Source organism: Arthrobacter pascens (genome assembly GCF_017052465.1).
Taxonomy (GTDB): Bacteria; Actinomycetota; Actinomycetes; order Actinomycetales; family Micrococcaceae; genus Arthrobacter; species Arthrobacter pascens.
Genome location: NZ_JAFHKT010000101.1, coordinates 1 through 19,544 on the forward strand (window position 1 = coordinate 1; position 19,544 = coordinate 19,544).

Annotated in this window: 14 protein-coding genes; 5 read left to right on the forward strand and 9 right to left on the reverse strand. The window is 65.9% G+C overall.

Annotated elements, in window-relative coordinates:
• Positions 1-178 precede the first annotated feature (178 nt).
• On the reverse strand, positions 179-1,552 hold the full coding sequence (locus JYA52_RS02100; RefSeq protein ID WP_205651525.1) for an MFS transporter: 1,374 nt from the start codon (positions 1,550-1,552) through the stop codon (positions 179-181).
• Positions 1,553-1,677: 125 nt separating this feature from the next.
• Between JYA52_RS02100 and JYA52_RS02105 the strand changes: the two genes are divergently transcribed.
• Positions 1,678-2,457: an IclR family transcriptional regulator gene (locus JYA52_RS02105; protein ID WP_205651496.1), complete on the forward strand. Its 780-nt coding sequence runs from the start codon at positions 1,678-1,680 to the stop codon at positions 2,455-2,457.
• A gap of 92 nt (positions 2,458-2,549) precedes the next feature.
• A complete protein-coding gene (locus tag JYA52_RS02110; protein ID WP_205651497.1) occupies positions 2,550-3,737 on the forward strand; it encodes a 4-hydroxybenzoate 3-monooxygenase in 1,188 nt (395 codons plus the stop codon).
• On the opposite strand, the gene JYA52_RS02115 is transcribed toward JYA52_RS02110, so the two are convergent.
• From JYA52_RS02115 to JYA52_RS02125, 3 genes are read right to left on the reverse strand one after another with little or no spacing between them, the layout of a single operon-like run.
• Positions 3,734-5,509: an ABC transporter permease gene (locus tag JYA52_RS02115; protein ID WP_205651498.1), complete on the reverse strand. Its 1,776-nt coding sequence runs from the start codon at positions 5,507-5,509 to the stop codon at positions 3,734-3,736. The genes JYA52_RS02110 and JYA52_RS02115 overlap by 4 nt on opposite strands.
• The gene (locus tag JYA52_RS02120) at positions 5,506-6,573 is read right to left on the reverse strand and encodes an ABC transporter ATP-binding protein (RefSeq protein ID WP_205651499.1); all 1,068 of its coding nucleotides are present in this window, start codon (positions 6,571-6,573) and stop codon (positions 5,506-5,508) included. The genes JYA52_RS02115 and JYA52_RS02120 overlap by 4 nt, the downstream gene beginning before the upstream one ends.
• Positions 6,574-6,575: 2 nt before the next feature.
• Complete coding sequence (locus tag JYA52_RS02125) at positions 6,576-7,664, reverse strand: extracellular solute-binding protein (RefSeq protein ID WP_205651500.1); 1,089 nt, start codon at positions 7,662-7,664, stop codon at positions 6,576-6,578.
• Between the two features lie 221 nt (positions 7,665-7,885).
• Here JYA52_RS02125 and JYA52_RS02130 point away from each other — a divergent pair, with 221 nt between their 5' ends.
• Positions 7,886-8,917 carry an FAD-dependent monooxygenase gene (locus JYA52_RS02130; protein ID WP_205651501.1) on the forward strand — a complete coding sequence of 344 codons (1,032 nt, stop codon included), beginning with the start codon at positions 7,886-7,888 and terminating at the stop codon, positions 8,915-8,917.
• Between the two features lie 118 nt (positions 8,918-9,035).
• Here JYA52_RS02130 and JYA52_RS02135 read toward each other — a convergent pair whose 3' ends face one another.
• The 5 genes from JYA52_RS02135 to purB all read right to left on the reverse strand — a co-directional run bounded on the left by JYA52_RS02135 (position 9,036) and on the right by purB (position 17,490).
• Entirely contained in the window at positions 9,036-9,470 is a 435-nt protein-coding gene (locus JYA52_RS02135; protein WP_205651502.1) for an acyl-CoA thioesterase, read from the reverse strand.
• Positions 9,471-9,622: 152 nt separating this feature from the next.
• The gene (locus JYA52_RS02140) at positions 9,623-10,126 is read right to left on the reverse strand and encodes a GNAT family N-acetyltransferase (RefSeq protein WP_205651503.1); all 504 of its coding nucleotides are present in this window, start codon (positions 10,124-10,126) and stop codon (positions 9,623-9,625) included.
• A gap of 131 nt (positions 10,127-10,257) precedes the next feature.
• Positions 10,258-15,135, reverse strand: coding sequence for an NAD-glutamate dehydrogenase (locus JYA52_RS02145; RefSeq protein ID WP_372433705.1), 4,878 nt, complete (start codon positions 15,133-15,135; stop codon positions 10,258-10,260).
• A 132-nt stretch (positions 15,136-15,267) separates the two neighbouring features.
• Positions 15,268-15,942 (reverse strand): histidine phosphatase family protein, encoded by a 675-nt coding sequence (locus JYA52_RS02150; protein ID WP_205651504.1) that lies wholly within the window; start codon positions 15,940-15,942, stop codon positions 15,268-15,270.
• Between the two features lie 105 nt (positions 15,943-16,047).
• Entirely contained in the window at positions 16,048-17,490 is a 1,443-nt protein-coding gene (gene purB / locus JYA52_RS02155) for an adenylosuccinate lyase (protein ID WP_205651505.1), read from the reverse strand.
• Between the two features lie 202 nt (positions 17,491-17,692).
• Here purB and JYA52_RS02160 point away from each other — a divergent pair, with 202 nt between their 5' ends.
• Together JYA52_RS02160 and JYA52_RS02165 are read left to right on the forward strand one after the other, a co-directional pair.
• On the forward strand, positions 17,693-17,998 hold the full coding sequence (locus tag JYA52_RS02160) for a hypothetical protein (protein ID WP_205651506.1): 306 nt from the start codon (positions 17,693-17,695) through the stop codon (positions 17,996-17,998).
• The gene (locus JYA52_RS02165; protein ID WP_205651507.1) at positions 17,998-19,524 is read left to right on the forward strand and encodes a hypothetical protein; all 1,527 of its coding nucleotides are present in this window, start codon (positions 17,998-18,000) and stop codon (positions 19,522-19,524) included. Before JYA52_RS02160 ends, JYA52_RS02165 begins: the two co-directional genes overlap by 1 nt.
• Positions 19,525-19,544 lie beyond the last annotated feature (20 nt).

Below are 19,544 nucleotides of genomic sequence, written 5' to 3' on the forward strand. Positions count from 1 at the left end.
GCAAGCAACGCTCGACGCCTGCTACGCCCGCAACCCACACCGATACCGGAACCAACCCTCAGCACCGGGAGTCCCTCCCAAAGCCGGGATCAACAACAAACAAACCACCCCGCTGTCACAAACAGCTTGATATATACCGGGTCGGGGCCGGTTTTGCGGGCGGGGGCCGTTCGTGGTGTCAGGAACGCCCGACGGCGGGTGCCTGGCCGGGTGCCGGGGCGATCGCGTGGGGGACGGTCACCAGGGCAACGACCGCCAGGAGCGCCGCGGCGCCGAAGACGTAGAACCCCCACGGGTAGGCGATGCCGGCCGCCACGAGCGTTCCGGTTACTGCCGGGCCCATGATGGCGCCCATGCGTCCGACACCCGCCGCGAAGCCGAGGGCTGTTCCGCGGAGCCGGGGCGGGAAGAGCTGGCTGACCCAGGCATAGACCAGTACCTGCGAACTGAAGACGAAGACGCCGGTAACGAAGACGGCGGCGTTGAGCAGGAACTCGTTCTGGATCTTGACGCTGAGCACGGCGAGGAAGACGGCGGACAGGCCGAACCACAGCAGCACGATCTTCTTGGTGCCGTGCTTGTCGGCCAGGATGCCGGCCACGATCAGCCCCACCACGGCGCCGACGTTCAGCACCAGCAGCAGGACCAGACCGGTGCTCACCGTGTACCCGGCGGAGGCCATGAGCTGCGGCAGCCACGTATTCAGGCCGTACACGAGCAGGAGCCCCATGAACGACGCCACGGCGATGCCCAGCGCCACCAGCGGATAGGGCTTCTTGGTGAGGTCACGGAAGCTGGCGCGGTCCCCGGATTCGCCCGCTGGCAGCAGGGACGCCGGAGCGGCCTCGGGTTCGGCCGCCGGGACGGCGACGGGGCGGTGTGCCCTGGGGGCCGCGTGCTCCTGGGTGGCTGCGTGTTCCTGTGTAGCTGAAGCGGCTGCACCCACGGGCTCCTGGCCGTGTTCCGCGTGGACCGGGGGCAGGGTCTCAGGAAGCCGGAACCACAGGAACGGCACCAGCACGAATCCGGCCACACCGCCCACCACGAACATGATCCGCCAGTCCGGCACCACCAGGATGGCAAGGAACGCGGTGGCCACGGCGCCCACGTGGTAGCCGGTCATGGTCCGCGTGGTGGACTTCCCGGCGGTGCCAGCCGGGGCGTAGTCGTTCATGTACGCCAGGGCCGCTGGAAGGCAGGCCCCGAGACCCACGCCCGCGAGGAGGCGGAAGATGCCGAACATGGCGACGTTCGGGGCGAACACCACGGCGATGGTGAACAGGGAAAACCAGGCTACGCATGCCACCAACAGTCGACGGCGTCCGAACCGGTCGGAGAGGGGAGCGATGAACAAGGCTCCGATACCCACGCCCACCAGGGAGATGGTGGCTGCGTAGGTGGCCCCCACGGCGTCGAACCCAAGGTCCTGGGTCTTGATCAAGGTGGGAATGACGGTGCCGAGCACCACCAGATCGAATCCGTCCAGCACCATGGCGAGCCAGCAAAGCCATACGGGCCACTGGGAACGGCGGGCGACTGAGAGCGATGACATGGGAACCTCGTTGTTCGGGTTGACGCCGCAGGCGGTGAAGGCGGCAGCGGCGGCTGACATGAGAGTTGTATCACCCGGGGGTGTAATCTGGGACAACCCAAACCATTGAATGGAAGCGGAGGGTCGTGGCCAATTCAGTCTCCGGCGACTCGGTGGTGGACCGGGTGGTGCGTGTCATCGCGGCCTTCCCGGAAGGCGTGAGCGTCCTTCAGCTCTCGGAGCTGGCAGACCGCGCACAGCTGCCGCTCACCACGGCGCACCGGCTGGTCCGGCAGCTGGCCCAGCACGGCCTCCTTGAAACCAGCGCCGGAGGATCCGTGCGGCTGGGGCTGCGCCTGTGGGAGCTCGTCAACCGCAATTCGCCCACGCTGGCTCTCCGGCAGGCTGCGATGCCGTTCATGGAGGACATCCAGCACGTCCTCAACCAGAACGTGAACCTTGCGGTTTTGGACGGTTGGGAGGCGCTCTTCGTGGAGCGGCTTTCCCGGCGGGGCTCCGTGGCGAACCGTGCCCAGATCGCCGGCCGGCTGGCGGTGCATGTCTCCTCAGCGGGGCTGGCCCTGATGTCGTTCCAGCCGCGGTCCGTGCAGGCTGCGTACCTCGAGCAGTTTACGGATCCGGCCGGCAAGGTGACGCCGGAGGATCTCCGAGCCCTGCTGACCGAGGCTGCCCATCAGGGGTATGCACAGCTGGCGGGAGTGATAGACCCCGACACCTGGGGGATTGCTGTTCCCGTGCTCGACGGAAAGAAACGCGCGGTGGCGGCGCTCGGCGTCGTCGTCCCCCTGCGGGAGGTGCGCCTGCAGGCACTGGTGCCAGCCCTTCAGACGGCGGCCAGGGGGATTGCGCGGCGGCTGGGCGACTCCAGTACGTCCGCCTCATTCCATTCATCGGAATCGCTGTAACGCTCCCCACATGTCCCGGCGCACACTGTTAGGCAGAAGCAAGCTGGCCCCAGTACTCACGCCGAGGGCCCCGCAACGAAGCGAGGAACATCGTGGCAGCACGCAAAACTATCAAAACCCAAGTCGCCATCATGGGCGCCGGTCCGGCCGGACTCATGCTGTCCCACCTGCTGGCGAAGGCCGGCATTGAATCCACTGTGATTGAAATCCGCAGCCGCCAGGAGATCTCCGAGACCGTCCGCGCAGGCATCCTGGAGCACGGAACCGTCAACATGCTCGTGGACAGCGGCGGCTCCGACCGCGTCCTGCGCGAGGGGGACCGGCACGACGGCATCGAACTGCGCTTCAACGGAGAAAGCCACCGCATCGACTTCAAGGACCTGGTAGGCGAGTCGGTCTGGCTCTACCCGCAGACCGACGTTTTCATGGACCTTGCCGCACGCCGTGCGGACGACGGCGGGGACGTCCGCTACAGCGTCACGGACACCACCGTTCACGATCTGGAAGGATCTCCGAAGGTCTGGTTCACGGACGCCGATGGCACGGAATTCGAACTGCATGCTGATTTCATCGCCGGCGCCGACGGTTCGCGCAGCCACTGCCGCTTCCAGATCCCGGAGGCACACCGCAAGTGGTACTTCCACGAATACCCGTTCGCCTGGTTCGGCATCCTCGCGGAGGCACCGCGCAGCTCCGATGAGCTCATTTACGCCAACTCGGACAACGGCTTCGCTCTAATCAGCCAGCGCACCGAAACCGTGCAGCGGATGTACTTCCAGTGTGATCCGAACGAGGACGTGAACAACTGGAGCGAGGAACGGATCTGGGACGCCTTCCGCAGCCGGGTCAACGGCAACGGCTTTGAGCTCAAGGAGGGCCCGGTCATCGACAAGATGGTCCTGAAATTCCGCAGCTTCGTGCACACGCCCATGCGGCACGGGAAGCTGTTCCTGGCCGGAGACGCCGCACATACCGTCCCGCCCACCGGCGCCAAGGGCCTGAACCTGGCCATCCACGACGTCAAGGTGCTGTTTGAAGGCCTGGACAGCTATTACAAGAGCGGCTCCTCGGCGCTCCTGGATTCGTACAGCGACCGCGCGCTGGACCGGGTGTGGAAGGCACAGCAATTCTCGTACTGGATGACGTCCATGCTGCACACGCCGGCGGACGCCGATGACTTCTCCCGTGCACGCCAGCTCGGCGAGCTCAACTCCGTGGTGTCATCCCGCCACGGCCGCGCCTACCTGGCCGAGGCCTACACCGGCTGGCCCTCCGCCTAAGCTACCGACAGCGCTGAATCCTTCTTTTTCAGGTCCTTCTGTGCCGGGTCATTCTGGGCGGGGGACGCGTCACGCCGGCGGGTTCTTCCGTACACCAGGTACATGGTCAGGCCGGTGATGATCATGAGCAGGACCGTGTAGACGAACGTATTGGAGACACCCTCCACGCCCTCGGCGCCGTCCGTGTTGGCCTTGATAACCAGGCCTAGGGGCTGGACAAGGGGATGGGCCAGGAAGATTGCGGTGTCGTAGTCATCCAGCATGCTGTTGAAGTTGAGGGCGGCGATGGCCGCGGCCGTTGGCAGCACCAGCGGGAGCAGGATCCGGCGGAAGACGTACAGCGTCCCGGCTCCCATGATGGCCCCAGCCTCCTCAAGGGAGGAGTTCACTGAGGCGAAGGACGCTTTCAGCATCCTCAGCGTGAAGGGGATTTTCACCGTCACGAAGGCGATCAGCAGGATGACGGTGGTGCCGGTCAGCACGGCACCGCCCACGAGCGGATTCGGGTGGTCGTAGCTGATGATCAGACCGAGGGCGAGCAGGGCCGAGGGCAGGATCCAGGGAATGTGGAGCAGGTATTCGAAGACGGCCGTGAGCCAGTTGCGGTGCTTCTGCAACAGGCGGGCGACGAACAGCAGTCCACCCACGGCAATCACAGCAGCCAGTGCGCTGTACACGATGCTGATGACGAACGGCCGCAGCCCCGAGGGCTGGGTCAGTACCCGGACGTAGTTGTCCAGGGTCAGGCTGTCGAAGGAGATCTGCCCGGTCTGGATGGCTGCGCTGTCCGCGAAGGAGTAGATCACGATCAGTGCCACCGGCAGGGTGTAGATGGCGAACAGGACGTACGCCGCCACATGCACGATGGCGTTGCCCACAGGATGGGCGATCTTTTGCTTCTCCAGGGCCGAGGATACCTTCGACACCGAAAAGTACGTGCCGCCCCTCTCCATGCGGGTCATGACGGCCAGCATCAGGATGGTGGCCACGCCGAGAATCACAGCCAGCAGGGCGGCCAGGTCACGGGACGTGGGGCTGTTCGTGAAGGTGAGGATCATCGGTGTGATGGTCTGGAACTCCCGGCCGCCGAGGACCTGCGGTGCGCTGAGCGCGCCGAGTCCCGTGAGGAAGGAGAGGATGGTGACGGCGAACAGGGTGGGCTTGAGCATCGGCAGGACGATCCGCCGGAGGATGGTCCAGGTGGAGGCCCCCATGTTCTTTGCGGCCTCGATCGTCTGGTGGTCCACGCCCTTGAGTGCGTTCGCCACGAACAGCATGTGGTTGGTGGTGGTTGCAAAGGTCATGACTACCAGGACCGCCAAAAACCCGGAGAACCAGTTGCGGTCCATGCCGGGGAAGAGGTTGCTCAAGAGGGCGGTGACGATGCCCTTGTCCCCGTAGATGAACTTGTAGCCGGCCGCGAGCACGATGCCGCCATAGATAAAGGTGGTGGCATACCCCAGGAACAGAATCCGGGCGCCACGGATCCTGAAGTAGTGCGTGACCAGCACGATGAAGATCCCGACGACGTTCACAGTTACGGAGAGCGCCGCCGCCAGCAGGAAGCTGTTGCCGAGGGATTTCATGGCGCGTTCTGAGGAGAGGAGTTTCTCCGCGGCACGTCCGGAGAAGCGTCCGTCGGGAAAGAACGTTTCGATCAGGACGTTGGCGTTGGGCCAGACGAGGAAGGCAGCGATGAACCACGTCAGGACCACGCCCACGAAAAGCACGAACGGCGACCTGACCATGCTGCGGACTGGCGTGGGATTCATGGCCGCGAGGCTGCCAGAGCCGGGTTGCCCACGGCTTCCCCGGTGTGCGGGTCATATTGCAGCACGTGGATTGGCCGGACATAGACCGTGGCTGCGCCGCCCGGCTCGGGATGCACCCCGCCGTCCTCCTTGACGAGCAGACGCACGTCCGAGCCGTGGCAGCGCACGGTGTATCGGCTGTGCAGGCCGTGGTAACTCCGCGAGACCACCACGCCCTGCACCGGGACGGCGTCGGAGTTGCCGGCCGGCTGGGTCAGCGACGCCTTTTCCACCCTGAGGTAGGAGTTGGCGCCGGGGTCAAGGATGCCGCCCGAGTGCCCGTTCAGTTCGGCAATGAAGTCGCTGGTGAGCACCGAACTGTCGCCGATGAACGTGCAGACGAATTCCGTGGCCGAGGCGTCGTAGATCGTCTGGGGTGTGCCCACCTGCTCCACCACCCCCTTGTTGAAGACGGCGATCCGGTCGCTCATTGCCAGTGCTTCGTCCTGGTCGTGCGTCACATAGACGGTGGTGATGCCAAACTCGCTTTGGAGTTCCTTGAGCTGCTGGCGCAGCTGGTGGCGGAGCTTGGCATCCAGGTTGGACAGCGGCTCGTCGAGGAGCAGGATCTTCGGCTGGAGGACCAGGGCGCGGGCCACCGCCACCCGCTGCTGCTGGCCCCCCGAGAGCTCAGCCACGTTCTTGCGCAGCTGGCTGGCGGAGAGGTCGACGCGGTCGGCGATTTCGCGCACCATGCGGTCGCTCTCAGCCGGTGTTTCCTTGCGGACGCGCAGGCCGAAGGCGATGTTTTCCCACACCGTCATGCTCGGGAACAGGGCGTAGTTCTGGAACACCATGCCCACCTGGCGTTTGTCGCTGGGAAGCCTCGTCACGGCCTTGCCGTCGACGAACACCTCTCCGGCCGAGGGATCGATGAATCCGGCCAATGTGCGAAGGGCGGTCGTCTTTCCGCAGCCCGAGGGTCCGAGCAGAGTGAAAAACTCTCCCCGCTCCACCTCCAGGTTCAGCTGCGGGATCGCGGTGAAATCTCCGAAGGTAACCTCTATGTTCTCCAGGCGGATCATGGCTACGTCATGTACTCCAGCTCGATTTTCTCGACCCAGGCTCCGATATTCTCCTGGACGAATTTCCAGTCAATTTCCTGCTGCTTGAGCGAATTGCTGAATTCGACCACTTCCGGCTTTGCCTTTTCGGCCGCGGCTTTGTTGGCCGGCATGGAGCTGAATTCCTGCGCCCATTCGCCTTGGACTTCAGCGCTGCCGAACCAGTTGATGAATTTGAGGGCCTGGTCCTTTTTGTCCGTTCCCTTGACCAAGGCGACCTGTTCGACGGCGAACGGGACGCCCACCGAGGGTTTGGCCACATCCACATTTACCTTGAATGACTTTTCGCGTTCCGGAATGATCGAGGACGGCATTTGTCCCATATCGACGTCTCCGGCCGCTATGCGTGCAAAAAGGTCGGTCTTCGCTACGGCCGGGTTTCCGTTCTGGAAATACTGTTCTATCTGGCGCCAGCCTTCATCCGAAACCCCGAGATCGCCGGCGTCGTCCTTGTACCGAGTGAGGATGCCGGCGAAGACCAGCTGGGCGGTAGCGGTTCCGAGCCCCGTGACGCGCTCATAGCGGTTCTTGAATTCGTCCTTCGTCCATAGGTCGGTCCAGTCCCGAGGCGCCTTGTCCGCGGGGAACTTGTCCGAGTTGTAGCCGAGGAGGATGGCCTGCTTGACCAGTGGCCAGTACGCCTTGCTTTCACCGGGGTCACCGAGTTCGGCGTCCACTTCGGCTGACCATGAGGGGGTGAACGGCTCGATGGCGTCTGCAGCTTTGATTTGCTCGAAGTACATGTTGTTCAAACCGAAGGCGACGTCGGCAATCGGATTGTTCTTCTCGGCGATTAGCTTGTTCGTCGCGTCCGCCCCGCCGGCGCCAACGATTTCAATGGTGAAGCCGGCGGCTTCTGCCTTCTTTGTCAGCCATTCACCGCGGCCTTCACCGTTCGAATTTGTATAGACGATCAGCGTTTCACTGGAGGAGCCGGCTGACGTTCCGCCGGAGGCGCTTTCGGAGGCCGCCGGTGCCCCCGTCCCGCTGCCGCACCCGGCCAGGAACAGGACGCTGATGGCTGCAGCGGCAACAGTTTTCAATTTGTGCACGATGAGACTCATTTCTGAAATGAAACCAGGCGTTATCCGATTAGCCTATAGCGGCAAACGGCTGCTTGGGCTGATTATCGCTATCGATTTTATGAACATTTGCTAAACCGGCCCCGGACCGCATGACCGGCCGTGGCCCCGGCCGGTTGTGCGGGTGACGGCCGCCCAAACGGGAGCTGAACAGACGGGCCGCCAACCGCCGTCGGGCTTACCATCGGTCCATGGAAGCGATAAACATCGTCGGCGGCGGCATTGCCGGCCTGGCACTCGCGGCAGGCCTCGACCCGGAGCGCTTCGACGTGACCGTCCACGAGCAGCGGCCTGGCCTGCCGAGGGTAGAAACTTCCCTCGCGATGTGGCCGGAGGCGCAGGGCGCGCTGGCCGTTCTCGGGATCCTTCCGGAGATCAAAGCAGTCGGCGCCACTTTCGGCGGGATGGCCCTGCGGGATGCGGCCGGCGGCTCGTGGGCGTCACCGGAAGTCCGGGGCGTCGTGGGTGTGTCCCGGGCAGACCTGATCAGGCTCCTCGACGCCGCGGTGCCCCGGAGCGTGCGCAGGGCGGAGCGCAAAGTGGAAGACATCCCCGCCACCGGACCGCTGGCCGCAGGCCTGGTGGTCGGCGCCGACGGTGTCCACAGCGTGGTCCGCCGCGCATTCTGGGGCCCGAGGGCCAACGCCAAGCTGACGCCGTACGTGGCATTGCGCGGCGTCCTTCCTGTGCCCGTTGCGCCGGAAACCGGCGGTGAGTACTGGGGGCGCGGGCAGCTGTTCGGGATCACCCCGGCGTCCGGCGGCAGGACGTACTGGTATGCCTCCTTCCGTTCGGAGCTCGGGCCGGCAGGAGTCGAGGTGGCCGAGGCGCTGGAGCGTGCACGGGAACGGTACGCCGGGGCTGCGCCGGCCGTCAGGAACGTGCTGCAGCAGGCTACGCCGGAATCAACGCTCGCCCAGCGGATCTGGACCGCCCCGGACCTCGGCAGCTACGCGCGGCCAGGGGCCGTCCTCGTGGGCGACGCCGCGCACGGCATGACACCCAATCTGGGCCGCGGGGCGTGCGAAGCACTCGTGGACGCCGTGGCACTGGCCGAAGTGCTGAACGCCAGGCCGCTGGACGAAGCCCTCAGTGAATACAACCGGCAGAGGCTGCTCCGGACCCGGCTGCTGCGAGTGGCGTCCTCTGCCATGACGCGCCTCGCCCTCGCCGAGCGGGCACAGCCGCTGCGCGACCGGCTGCTCCGGCTCGCGGCCCGGTAGCGACGCTTGCCCGGCAGGCGCCCCCGCACAACAGGCCGTGCCCCGCACAGCCGGCGCTGGCCCGGGCCGCCTCAGCGGGGGAGGGCAGGTTCCGGCGTGAACGGACGACGGCGGTGCGCTAGTCCTGCGCGAGCGTCTCGGTGAGGTGGTGCGTGGGAATGCGGTCGCGGTCGTAGGTGATTTCCGTGTAGCCGTGCGGCTCGGGCTTGCCGTTGGGGCTAAGGTTCACGAACACGATCTCCTCGATCGTGAGGATGCTCTGGCGCGTGATCATGTTGCGGACCTCGGCCCGCATGGTCAGCGACGTGCGGCCGAACCGGGTGGCTGTCAGGCCCATTTCGATCAGGTCGCCCTGCACGGCGGAGCTGACGAAGTTGATCTCAGAGATGTACTTGGTGACGGCCCGGCCGTTGCCCAACTGGAGGATGGCATAGATTGCCGCTTCCTCGTCAATCCACTTCAGCAGGCTTCCGCCGAACAGCGTGCCGTTGGCGTTGAGGTCCTCGGGGCGGACCCACTTGCGGGTACGGAAAGTTATGTCTGCGGTTGCCATACTGCGAGATTAGCCGACGGCGGACGGCGCATTCCGAGTGTGACGGACGGCCCTGGCCTGCATGCGCGGCCCCAACCCACAAGCACGGCCCTGGCCAGGGCCGCTCTAGCGGGTAAGGGCCGGTTGTGGGAGCGCCGAGCCGGCCCGCGTCCCTAAGCCATGGCCGTGTGCGCCGCGCTGCGGGCGTTGATGGACTTGGCATAGCAGTAGGAGTGCTCGACGCCGATGTAGGGACCGAAGTTGGGTACCTGGTCGAAGCCGGAGTTCTCGTAGAAGTTCCTGCCGTCGGGCTGGGCCGAGCCTGCCTCTGCGGTGACGCGCGTAATGCCCTGGGCGTAGGCTTCCGCCTCGAGCGCCGCGAGGATGGAGCTGGCCACCCCCGAGCCGCGTGTGTACGGGAGGACGTAGAGGCGCTTAATTTCGGCGGTGGAGGAATCCAGCAGCCGCAGCCCTCCACAACCTACGGGCTGGCCAGAACCCTTGTCGTAGGCCACCAGGAAGACGGCGGTGTCCACTTCGGAGGGCTTCGGACCTGGCTCGTGATCGGTGCAGCCAAAGCGTGCATCGAGCTCGGCCTGCTGGGCAGCCCGCAGGTCGGCACCCACCGGGTTGGACCAGCTGACTTTGCGGATGTTGAGCCTGGGATTGGTCTGCATCTCTGCCTCGATTCGCCGAAGGGTTATGCAAATCAACGGTAAAGGCGCGTGGTTACCGTCGTGTTTCCCGTGCGTAAGCGTCCAGAGAACATTGGGAGGGGCGGGCACAATCCACGCCAGCGGCGGGCAGGTCACCGCCGGACCAGCGTCCTCAGGAGCTTCAGAGCAACGGAGATCGAGGCTATGTCCACCTGCCCGGGCTTGGTGACTTCGGCAAACGTGTCCTTAATGCGCCCCAGCTGCTCCTGGTGTCCGCGCTCCCAAGCCACGATGCGTTCCACCACGTCGGTTCGTTCTGGGTCAGGCCCCGGGGTCATCTGCATGACGGAGATGGTCATGTCCGCCACCGCGGAGTAGACGTCGTCGCGCAGGGCCGCGCGCGCCAGGGTTTCCCATCGGCTCTGCCGTGGCAGGTCTGTGATGCGCAGGAGGAGGCTCGCCGCACCGATGCGCTGGAAGACCGCGTAGTACAGATCGGCGATGGCCGTGATGGGTTCGTCCACTTCCTCGGACACGAGGGAGATGTCGAGCAGCCCGAAGCTTTCCAGCATGTCCGCAGCACGTGTTCCCAGCTCATGTGGAAGCCCCACACTGTCCCAGTGAGCCAGCCGGTCCTGGACGCGGTCAAGGTCGGAACCGCGCAGGTAGTCCGAGGTTCTGGTCCGCAGCAGCTCCAGCGTGGGCATGATCCTGCCGAGGGCCTCGGCTATGGGCTGGTCCCGATGGTCATGCGTGACGTACCAGCGCGTGGCCCGGTCCAGGACCCGGCGCATATGGATGGCCACTTGGGCCGCATGCTCACTCGGATATCCGGGCGGAAGCGCACTCAGCCGGTCCATTACCCAGGGCAGGTCAAAGGCCTCCCGTGCCACTACGAAGGCCCTGGCCACCGCTGCCGCTGTCGCCGTGGTTTCCTCGATTGCGCGGAAAGCATAGGTGATCCCGCCCAGGTTGATCATGTCGTTGGCTACCGCCATGCAGACGATCTGCCGGCGCAGCGGGTGCGTATCCAGTTCGGCGTCAAAGCGCTCGGACAACTGGTGCGGAAAATACCCGCGCAGGACCCGTTTGAACCAACGATCGTCCGCGAGGTCGCTGGCGTTGAGTTCCGTAGCCAGTTCAACCTTTGCGTAGGCGGCGAGCACGGACAGCTCCGGCGCGGTCAGCCCCTTGCTAGACCGCAGCCGCTCGTGGAGTTGCTCCGTGCTGGGCAGCCCCTCCAGCTCGCGGTCCAGATCGGTGGCGTTTTCCAGCCAGTCCATGGTCCGTTCGAACCCCGGGCTCCACTCCAGCACCAGGTGGCGGTCGTTGAGCAGCAGGACGTTCTGGTCCGTGTTGTTGGCGAGCACGAGCCGGGTCACTTCGCCGGCGAGCGACTGCAGGAAGGAGGTCCGTTCCGTGGCCGGCATCCGTCCGGCGGTGATCATCCGGTCGACGAAGATCTTGATGTTGACCTCGTGGTCGGAGCAGTCCACCCCCGCCGAGTTGTCGATCGCATCGGTGTTCAGTAGAACCCCGCCGAGCGCCGCCTCGATCCGGCCGCGCTGCGTAATGCCGAGGTTGCCCCCCTCGGCGACAACCCGCGCCCGGAGCTCATTGCCGTTGATCCGGATGGGGTCGTTCGCCTTGTCTCCCACCTCCGTGTTCCGCTCGAAGGAGGCTTTGACGTAGGTTCCGATGCCTCCGTTGTAGAGCAGGTCCACGGGCGCCCGCAGAATCGCCTGCATCAGTTCGTGGGGCGCCAGAGACAACAATCCCGGCTGCAGGCCCAAAGCTTCCCGCACCTGCTCCGTAATATCGATGGCCTTAGCCCGGCGGGAGTGGACGCCGCCGCCCTCGCTGATGAGCGACGGATCGTAGTCCGCCCACGAGGAGCGCGGCAAGCCAAAGAGGCGCCTGCGCTCTTCGAAGGATGCAAGGGCGTCCGGGTCAGGGTCGAGGAAGATGTGCCGGTGGTCGAACGCCGCCACGAGGTTGATGTGCGGCGAAAGCAGCATTCCGTTTCCGAAGACGTCGCCGCTCATGTCGCCAATGCCGGCCACCGTGAAGTCTTCCCGCTGCGGGTCGGTGCCCAGGTCGCGGAAGTGGTGTTTCACGGACTCCCAGGCGCCGCGCGCGGTGATTCCCATCTGTTTGTGGTCGTACCCTACGGAGCCGCCGGATGCGAACGCATCGCCCAGCCAGAAACCGTACTGCTGCGCCACAGCGTTGGCGGCATCGGAAAACGCGGCCGTGCCTTTGTCCGCCGCGACGACTAGGTAGTAGTCGTCGCCGTCGTGCCGTACCACCCGGTCGGGAGGAACCACGGCCTCGCCCTGCGCCGAAGTGACGAGGTTGTCCGTGAGGTCCAGCAGCCCGCTGATGAAGATCCTGTAGCACTCCAGGCCTTCGGCCATCCAGGCCTCCCGGTCCGAGGCTGGGTCCGGTAGCCGCTTGGGATAGAAGCCGCCCTTGGCTCCGGTGGGCACAATGACGGAGTTCTTCACGTTTTGCGCTTTCACGAGGCCCAGTACTTCGGTCCGGAAGTCCTCGCTGCGGTCCGACCAGCGGAGCCCGCCGCGGGCGAGCTGTCCGAAACGGAGGTGGACGCCTTCCACCCGTGGGGAATAGACCCAGATCTCGTACTTTGGCCGCGGATACGGGGCATTTGAGATGGCCGCAGGATTCACTTTGAAGCTCAGGTGCGGCCTTTCCTGGTAGAAGTTGGTGCGGAGTGTGGCTTCCACCAGGTTCATGAAGGTGCGCAGCAGTCTGTCGGCGTCGAGGACGGGCACCTCCTCTATTGCCGAGAGCAGCTCTGCCCGGGCCACGGCCATATCCCGGAAGCGGCCAGGCACGTCCAAGTCCGGGTCAAACTTCGCCCGGAACAGCGCCAGGAGCGCACGAGTTGCCCGGACGTTGGCGAGCAGGGTGTCCGCGGTGAAGCCGTAGGAGTTGGTGGTTCCCAGCTGTTGGAGGTACCTGGCATAACTCCGCAGGATGGAGGCCTCCCGCCAGCCCACGCCTTCCCGGATGACGAGCGCGTTGATCCGGTCGGATTCGACATCCCCCCGCATGGCAGCACCGAACGCGTCCGCCAGCAGGTGGCTGGTTGCCTCGGGATCCGCTCCTGCGGGATACATCACGCCCAGGTCGTACAGGTACAGCTTCCGGCCATTGCCCCGGAGGATGTCAAACGGCCGCTGGTCCAGCACTTCCAGTCCGAGGTTGTGCAGGAAGGGCAGAATCTGGGTAAGGCTGCGGGGCCTTGTCAGATACAGGCGGAGCCGGGCCTGCCCGTCGGGACGGTATATGCCTGACGGGGCATATACCGTCAGCAGGGGATCATCGTCGGATCGGCCGCCCTCGCCGTCAAGGTCGAAGGTCTCGAAGGTGGTGATGTCCCGGACCGCAGCTTCTGCCTCGTAATCCGCCCGGTAACTCGGCGGGAATGCCTCAGCCCACAGCCGGGAGAGCCTGGCCGCCTCGTCCGCCGGAAAGCGGTCACGGAGCACTTCTTCGAGCCCCTCGGTCCAGGACCGGGTGGCGGCGATCAGGCGCCGCTCCAGGTGGGAAGGGTCGACGGCGGCCGGGCCGGCGTCGGCCGCCGCGCCGACGGCGGCGCGGGCCGCGGAGGATTCCCCCACCAGAACCCGGAAGAACACCCGGGCCATGGAGGACTCGGTCAGCCGGACCTCGAATTCGATCGAGGTTGCCTTGAACACCAGCCGGAGTTCCTGCTCCATGAGCAGCCGGACGGCGGTGCTGTACCGGCGGCGCGGAAAGAAGATCAACACGGACACGAACCGGCCGAAGCTGTCCGGTCGAAGGAAAAGCCGCGTGCGCCGCAGCGACTCGGCACGGAGGGCCTCGGCCGCGAAACTGGCGAGCTCATCCGGGTCCATGTGGAAAAGTTCCTCGCGCGGAATGGACTCCAGGATGGCCAGCAGTTCCTTGCCCTGGTGGGACCTGGGCGAGAATCCAAGTGTTTGCCCAACGGTGCGGACCTTTTCGCGGATGACGGGAATCCGGCGGACGGACTGATGCTCCGCACCAGGGGTGAACAGCCCGACAAACCGTATTTCCCCGGCCACTTCCCCGGCCGGGCCAAGCACCGCCAGCCGCACTTCGTCCAGGTACGAGCGTCTGAGCACGGTTGACCGGACAGCGGACGTGGCCAGCGTCAGCACTTTTTCCGCGGTGACGCGATCACCGGCGTTTGGCCCACTGTCGCTGTCCTCCGGGGACCGCCTCAGCAATCCCAGCGCCGAACCCCGGCGTTCGGTGAGTTGCTCCCGTCCGTCGCCCCTAGCGATGTCATAGTCGCGGCAGCCCAGGAAGACGAAGTTGCCGTCGGCGAGCCAGAGGAGCAGCTCGCGCACTTGGTCCACCGGTGGAACCGCGCCGGGCGGAAAGCCGCCCAACGCGGCGACGGCGTCGGACACTCTGGCACTGATAGCGCCGGCGTCCCCAGCGGCGGTCCGCACATCTTCCAGGACGCGCTGCAGCCGTTCCCTGAGCCCGCTGGTGGCGGTCTCGTCCGCCATCCTGCCGATTTCTACCGCTGCCCAGATCTCGACGACGCTTCCGCGGCTGCCTGGCCCGTCGCCCGAGTCACTGGGGGACGGGTCGGTCAGGCCTTCCCTGGAGGGACCTGGACTGAGGCCCAGCAGCACGTGGGAATCAGGATCCCGCAGCACCCGAAAGGTTGGATGCACGAGCAAATGGAGTGTCGCATCCCCGCGGGTGAGTTCTGCTGTCACGGAATGAAGCAGGTAGGGCAGGTCCTCGGCAACCACTGCAACGATGCTGGCGTCCGGTTCATTCAGGATGCCCACGGCAGCCTGACCGGGAGGCCTGCACATCCCCACCTCAAGATGATGCAGGGCCCTGGTGCGGAGGGTCTCGGCGCTGTAGCCCTGGAGGTCCTCAGCCGCTACGTGTGCGTAATAGTCTGCGAGGAAGTGCCGATCGGGCTCAAAAGAGCCGGTCCCGGAGGCGGATTCCGGGACCCCCGACATGCGTGTCATGCCAATACGCCTCCACGGCGCGGCGCAGCTGCCGCCACCTGCGGCTGGTCATTCCGTCACCGCACCTGGTTTCATCATGGCCGCCGACCGGAATCGCGTCCAGTGCCAAACAGTCCGCCCGCCAGCAGGCCGCTATCCGGCGGAGCGGCCCATCGGATCCTCGGCGGTGGGGTCGGCCAGGGCCAGGCCGCCCACCGGGCTGGCGTCCCAGTGGATGAGGGTCCAGCCGGCGTCGGGGTCCCCTTCAAGGGCCACGATGCCGGTGTTTGCGAGCACATGCCTGGCCGCAAATTCCATGTCGATGTTGTCCGCCCGCAGGCCCGCCCAGACGCGGATGGCGGCGCCGTGGCTCACGACGGCGACGGCGGCTGAGTCCGGAACGTCGGCGGCCGCGGCGGCCACCTTGGCGATGGCCGCGTCGTAGCGCTCAAAGAACGCGTGCCCGTCGGGTCCGGCGGGCATCCGGCGGTCGAAATCACCATCGCTCCAGGCGAAGACCGTCGTCATGTACCGCCGGTGCGCCTCGTGGTCAGTCAGCTTCTCCAGGGCGCCGGCCTCGATCTCGTGGATCCCGTCCAACACCTTCACGTCCAGCCCGAGCTCACGTCCGAGCGGCGCAGCGGTGACCTGGGTACGCAGCAACGTTGACGCGTACAGGGCGCTGATCGGCTCATTCACGAGCGCCCTTGGGAGCGCTTCCGCCTGGCGTTCTCCGAGTTCGGTCAGCCCGGGGCCGGGGTGGGCGGTGTCCAGCTGCCCAAGCACGTTCCCGGGGGTTTCCCCGTGGCGGATGAGCAGGAGCTTCATGGTTCTCATTCCTTGTCGTCTTCGTGAAGGTGGGGGACACGCTGCAAAAGCGGCGAGAAACGGAAGCGGCGCCGGACAATGAAGCCCGGCACCGCCGTCGTTCTCTTATTTCAAATGATCCACCAGCTGGGCCGCGATGCCGGTGTACTTGCCCGGAGTCAGTGCCAGCAGCCGGGCTTCGGCTTCGGGAGAAAGGCCCAGGCTCTGGACGAATTCCTGCATCCGGGCGGCGTCAACGCGCTGCCCGCGGGTGAGGTCCTTGAGCCGCTCGTACGGGTTTTCCATGCCTTCGACGCCAGCGATCGCCTCGGCGCGCATGACCATCTGGATCGCTTCGCCCAGGACCTCCCAGTTGGTGTCCAGGTCTGCGGCGAGCACGCTTTCCGCGACGTCGAGGCGTTCCAGGCCCTTGGCCACATTGGAGATGGCCAGCAGCGAGTGGCCGAACGCCACGCCGATGTTGCGCTGGCTGGAGGAGTCCGTGAGGTCGCGCTGCCAGCGGGAGGTGACCAGCGTGGATCCCAGCACGTCCAGGAGCCCGGAGGAGATCTCCAGGTTGGCCTCGGCGTTTTCAAAGCGGATCGGGTTGACCTTGTGCGGCATCGTGGAGGAGCCCGTGGCACCCGCCACCGGGATCTGCGCGAAGTAGCCGATGGAGATGTAGCTCCAGATGTCCGTGCAGACGTTGTGCAGGATGCGGTTGAAGCGGGCGACGTCGGCGTACAGCTCGGCCTGCCAGTCGTGGCTCTCGATCTGGGTGGTCAGCGGGTTCCAGGCAAGGCCCAGGCCCTCGACGAATGACTTGGAGACGTGCTGCCAGTCGGCGCCGGGGACGGAGGCCACATGGGCGGCGTAGGTGCCGGTGGCGCCGTTGATCTTGCCCAGGTACTCGGTCTTGGCGATGCGGTCGAGCTGGCGGGTGAGGCGGTGCGCGATGACGGCGAGTTCCTTGCCCAGGGTGGTGGGCGTTGCAGGCTGGCCGTGCGTGCGGGACAGCATGGGCACGGCGCGGTTGTCCTCCGCCATCCTGCTGATCTGGGCCACCAGGGCACGTGCGGCCGGCAGCCACACGTCCTCCACAGCACCCTTCACGCCGAGCGCGTAGGAGAGGTTGTTGATGTCCTCGGAGGTGCAGCCGAAATGCACCATGGCGGTCAGGTTTTCGATGCCGATGGCGGGCAGGCGGCGGCCGATGTAGTACTCCACTGCCTTCACGTCGTGAACCGTGACGGCCTCGATTTCGGCCAGTTCAGCCACGGAGGCGGCGTCGAATTCGGTGACGATCGCGCGGAGCTGCTCCTGCTGGTCGGCCGTCAGCGGGCCCGCGCCCGGCAGGACGTTGTTGCTGGTCAGGTGGATGAGCCACTCCACCTCGACGGCGACCCGGTCGCGGTTGAGGGCAGCCTCGGACAGGTAGTCAACGAGGGGTGCGACGGCGGACTGGTAGCGGCCGTCCAGCGGGCCGAGCGCAATCTGTTCCGGTGAGGCGGCGAGGGCCAGGCGTCCGGAGGGCGTACGGGTGTCAGCTGTGGCGGCAGTTTCAGGCATGACCTGATTCTTTCATGAACTCCGGCGCGCGCCGAAGCATGCGGTTGCTTGTGACTTCTCCTCCCCAGCCTGCGTCCGGGGCGCCTATCCACATAGCCGACGGCGGCTGTTCAGGAGCAGCGCAGGGCGCCTTAGCGTTGTCGGCAGGACGGGAGAAAGTGGCGGGTGCCGGCAGCGCCGGCCGGACGGACAGGGGAAACACATGAGCGCCAGCTTTACCGCGGACGACGCGTCGGCGTGCTCGTCGCGCCAGTTTGAGGTGCAGCTCCTGGCAGGGAGGGCTGAGGCCTGTGCGGAGCAGCTCGATGGTGTTCTGTTCCGGCTTTCGCAGCTGCAGCTGTCCGACTGGCAGTCGCCCGCCGGGGCGGCCTACCGGATGAGCATCGGGCTGCAGGCGGCCGCCCTCCGACGAGCCAAGGAACGCATGGACCTGGCCGCGCAGGCGATCCGCGGGCATGCTCGGAATGTGTCGGTGTCGTCCATGCGGACTGCGGCTGGGGGCTACTGATGGCCGAGGTGACGCCGTCGGGGAGCGGCGGCCCGCTGCGGCCTCTGGAAGCGGCGCCGGACGGCCACTTCTCGGTACGGGGCGGGGTGGCGGGAATCGCCTTCCAGCTGGAGGAGCTGGCGGCAGGTGCGCGCGGGCTGGAAGATCTGGCCCGGGACCTTGCCGCCGTGGAAGTGTCTGCCCACAGAATCTGGACGGAACTGGTTCCGTACCAAAACGATCCGCCGTCAAGCGGGGCGGAAGCGCTCACCGCCGTCGGGGAAGGGCGGCGTGCTGTGGCCACGGTGCGGGAGGAACTGCAGGATATTGGCAGCCAGATACAGGCCTGCCAGCGGGAGTACGAGGAGGCCGAACAGCGGACCCTGTCGCACCTCCGCTTCGGCACGGACTCGCTGAAGCTGGTGCTGCCACAGTTGGTGGACATGCACCTCGGCGGGTTCCCCAATCCGTACAGCCCTGACCTTAGCCGGCTGCTGAACAGGGACAGCACAGAGGCGCTCGCAGGCAATTATCCGTTCATCATGGCCCTTGTGGGGGCAAATCCCGAGCGTGCGCTCGAGGCGGCGAGCCTGGCGGTGACATCGGAGATGCAGGGGCCCGGCATCCCCATTTTTGTCCGCATGCTGGTTGACGGGCTGATGCCGCACCTCAGGCCGCGCGAGGTCAAGGCAATCGGGGGTACCAGCTCGAACGTCCTCCTTGACGCCTCCCCCGCGGGGCTACTGTCCAGAGCACGGTCCGTGGATGAGGACGGCAAAGGCAAGATCGAAATCCTCAAGACGGCCAGCGGGGGTCATGAGGCCTTCATCGTCGTTGTTCCCGGCACCCAGCCCGGAGACGCGGGCGGTCCCAACCCGTTCGATGAGGCCGGAATCGTCGAAGCGCTCGGATACGACTCCGAGCATACGAGTGCCGCCATCCGGGAAGCGCTGCAGCAGGCAGGGGCGGAGGCAGGCTCCCAGGTGGTGGCTGTTGGCTACAGCCAGGGCGGGATCCATGCCATGAACCTGAGCCAGGACAAGGCCTTTCTCGCCGAGTACGATCTCAAATACGTGCTGACGGCGGGGTCCCCGGTCGGGGGCATCAACCCGGAGCCGGGGATCAGCAGCCTGCACCTGGAACACCGGCAGGACTGGGTCCCGGGGAGTGAAGGGGCAATCAATCCGGACACCCGGGACCGGGTGACCGTCACGCTCGAGAACCGCGTGCTGACGCCCTTGGGCGAGGCTCCGGGGCTCGGTCCCGGCCACAGGCTCACCAACTATGAAGCCGGCGCCCGGGTGGTCGCCGCGAGCAGCGACCCGTCCCTCACGGCGTCAACAGAGGCGCTTGCCGGGGTCGTGGGTACCGGGGGAGCGGCCATGGCCACGCGCTTCCAGCTGGTCCGCACTCCGAAGCCGCAACACTACTTTGCGGGCCTCAGCCCTGGATTCGAACCGGACATCCGGACCGTCGAAGGAAAGGCTGCGGGCAGGACACCAGAAGGAACGGGCAGGGCACCAGAAGGAAACGGCCGGCGTCGGTGAGGCCGTCCGGCAGGGCAGCT

Excerpts from the sequence above, each read along its gene's own strand:
- JYA52_RS02165 (WP_205651507.1), top strand. The coding sequence starts at position 17,998 with ATGGCCGAGGTGACGCCGTCGGGGAGCGGCGGCCCGCTGCGGCCTCTG.
- JYA52_RS02160 (WP_205651506.1), top strand. The coding sequence starts at position 17,693 with ATGAGCGCCAGCTTTACCGCGGACGACGCGTCGGCGTGCTCGTCGCGC.
- JYA52_RS02135 (WP_205651502.1), bottom strand. The coding sequence starts at position 9,470 with ATGGCAACCGCAGACATAACTTTCCGTACCCGCAAGTGGGTCCGCCCC.
- JYA52_RS02145 (WP_372433705.1), bottom strand. The coding sequence starts at position 15,135 with ATGACACGCATGTCGGGGGTCCCGGAATCCGCCTCCGGGACCGGCTCT.
- JYA52_RS02115 (WP_205651498.1), bottom strand. The coding sequence starts at position 5,509 with ATGAATCCCACGCCAGTCCGCAGCATGGTCAGGTCGCCGTTCGTGCTT.
- JYA52_RS02100 (WP_205651525.1), bottom strand. The coding sequence starts at position 1,552 with ATGTCATCGCTCTCAGTCGCCCGCCGTTCCCAGTGGCCCGTATGGCTT.
- purB (WP_205651505.1), bottom strand. The coding sequence starts at position 17,490 with ATGCCTGAAACTGCCGCCACAGCTGACACCCGTACGCCCTCCGGACGC.
- JYA52_RS02140 (WP_205651503.1), bottom strand. The coding sequence starts at position 10,126 with ATGCAGACCAATCCCAGGCTCAACATCCGCAAAGTCAGCTGGTCCAAC.
- JYA52_RS02150 (WP_205651504.1), bottom strand. The coding sequence starts at position 15,942 with ATGAAGCTCCTGCTCATCCGCCACGGGGAAACCCCCGGGAACGTGCTT.
- JYA52_RS02130 (WP_205651501.1), top strand. The coding sequence starts at position 7,886 with ATGGAAGCGATAAACATCGTCGGCGGCGGCATTGCCGGCCTGGCACTC.
- JYA52_RS02120 (WP_205651499.1), bottom strand. The coding sequence starts at position 6,573 with ATGATCCGCCTGGAGAACATAGAGGTTACCTTCGGAGATTTCACCGCG.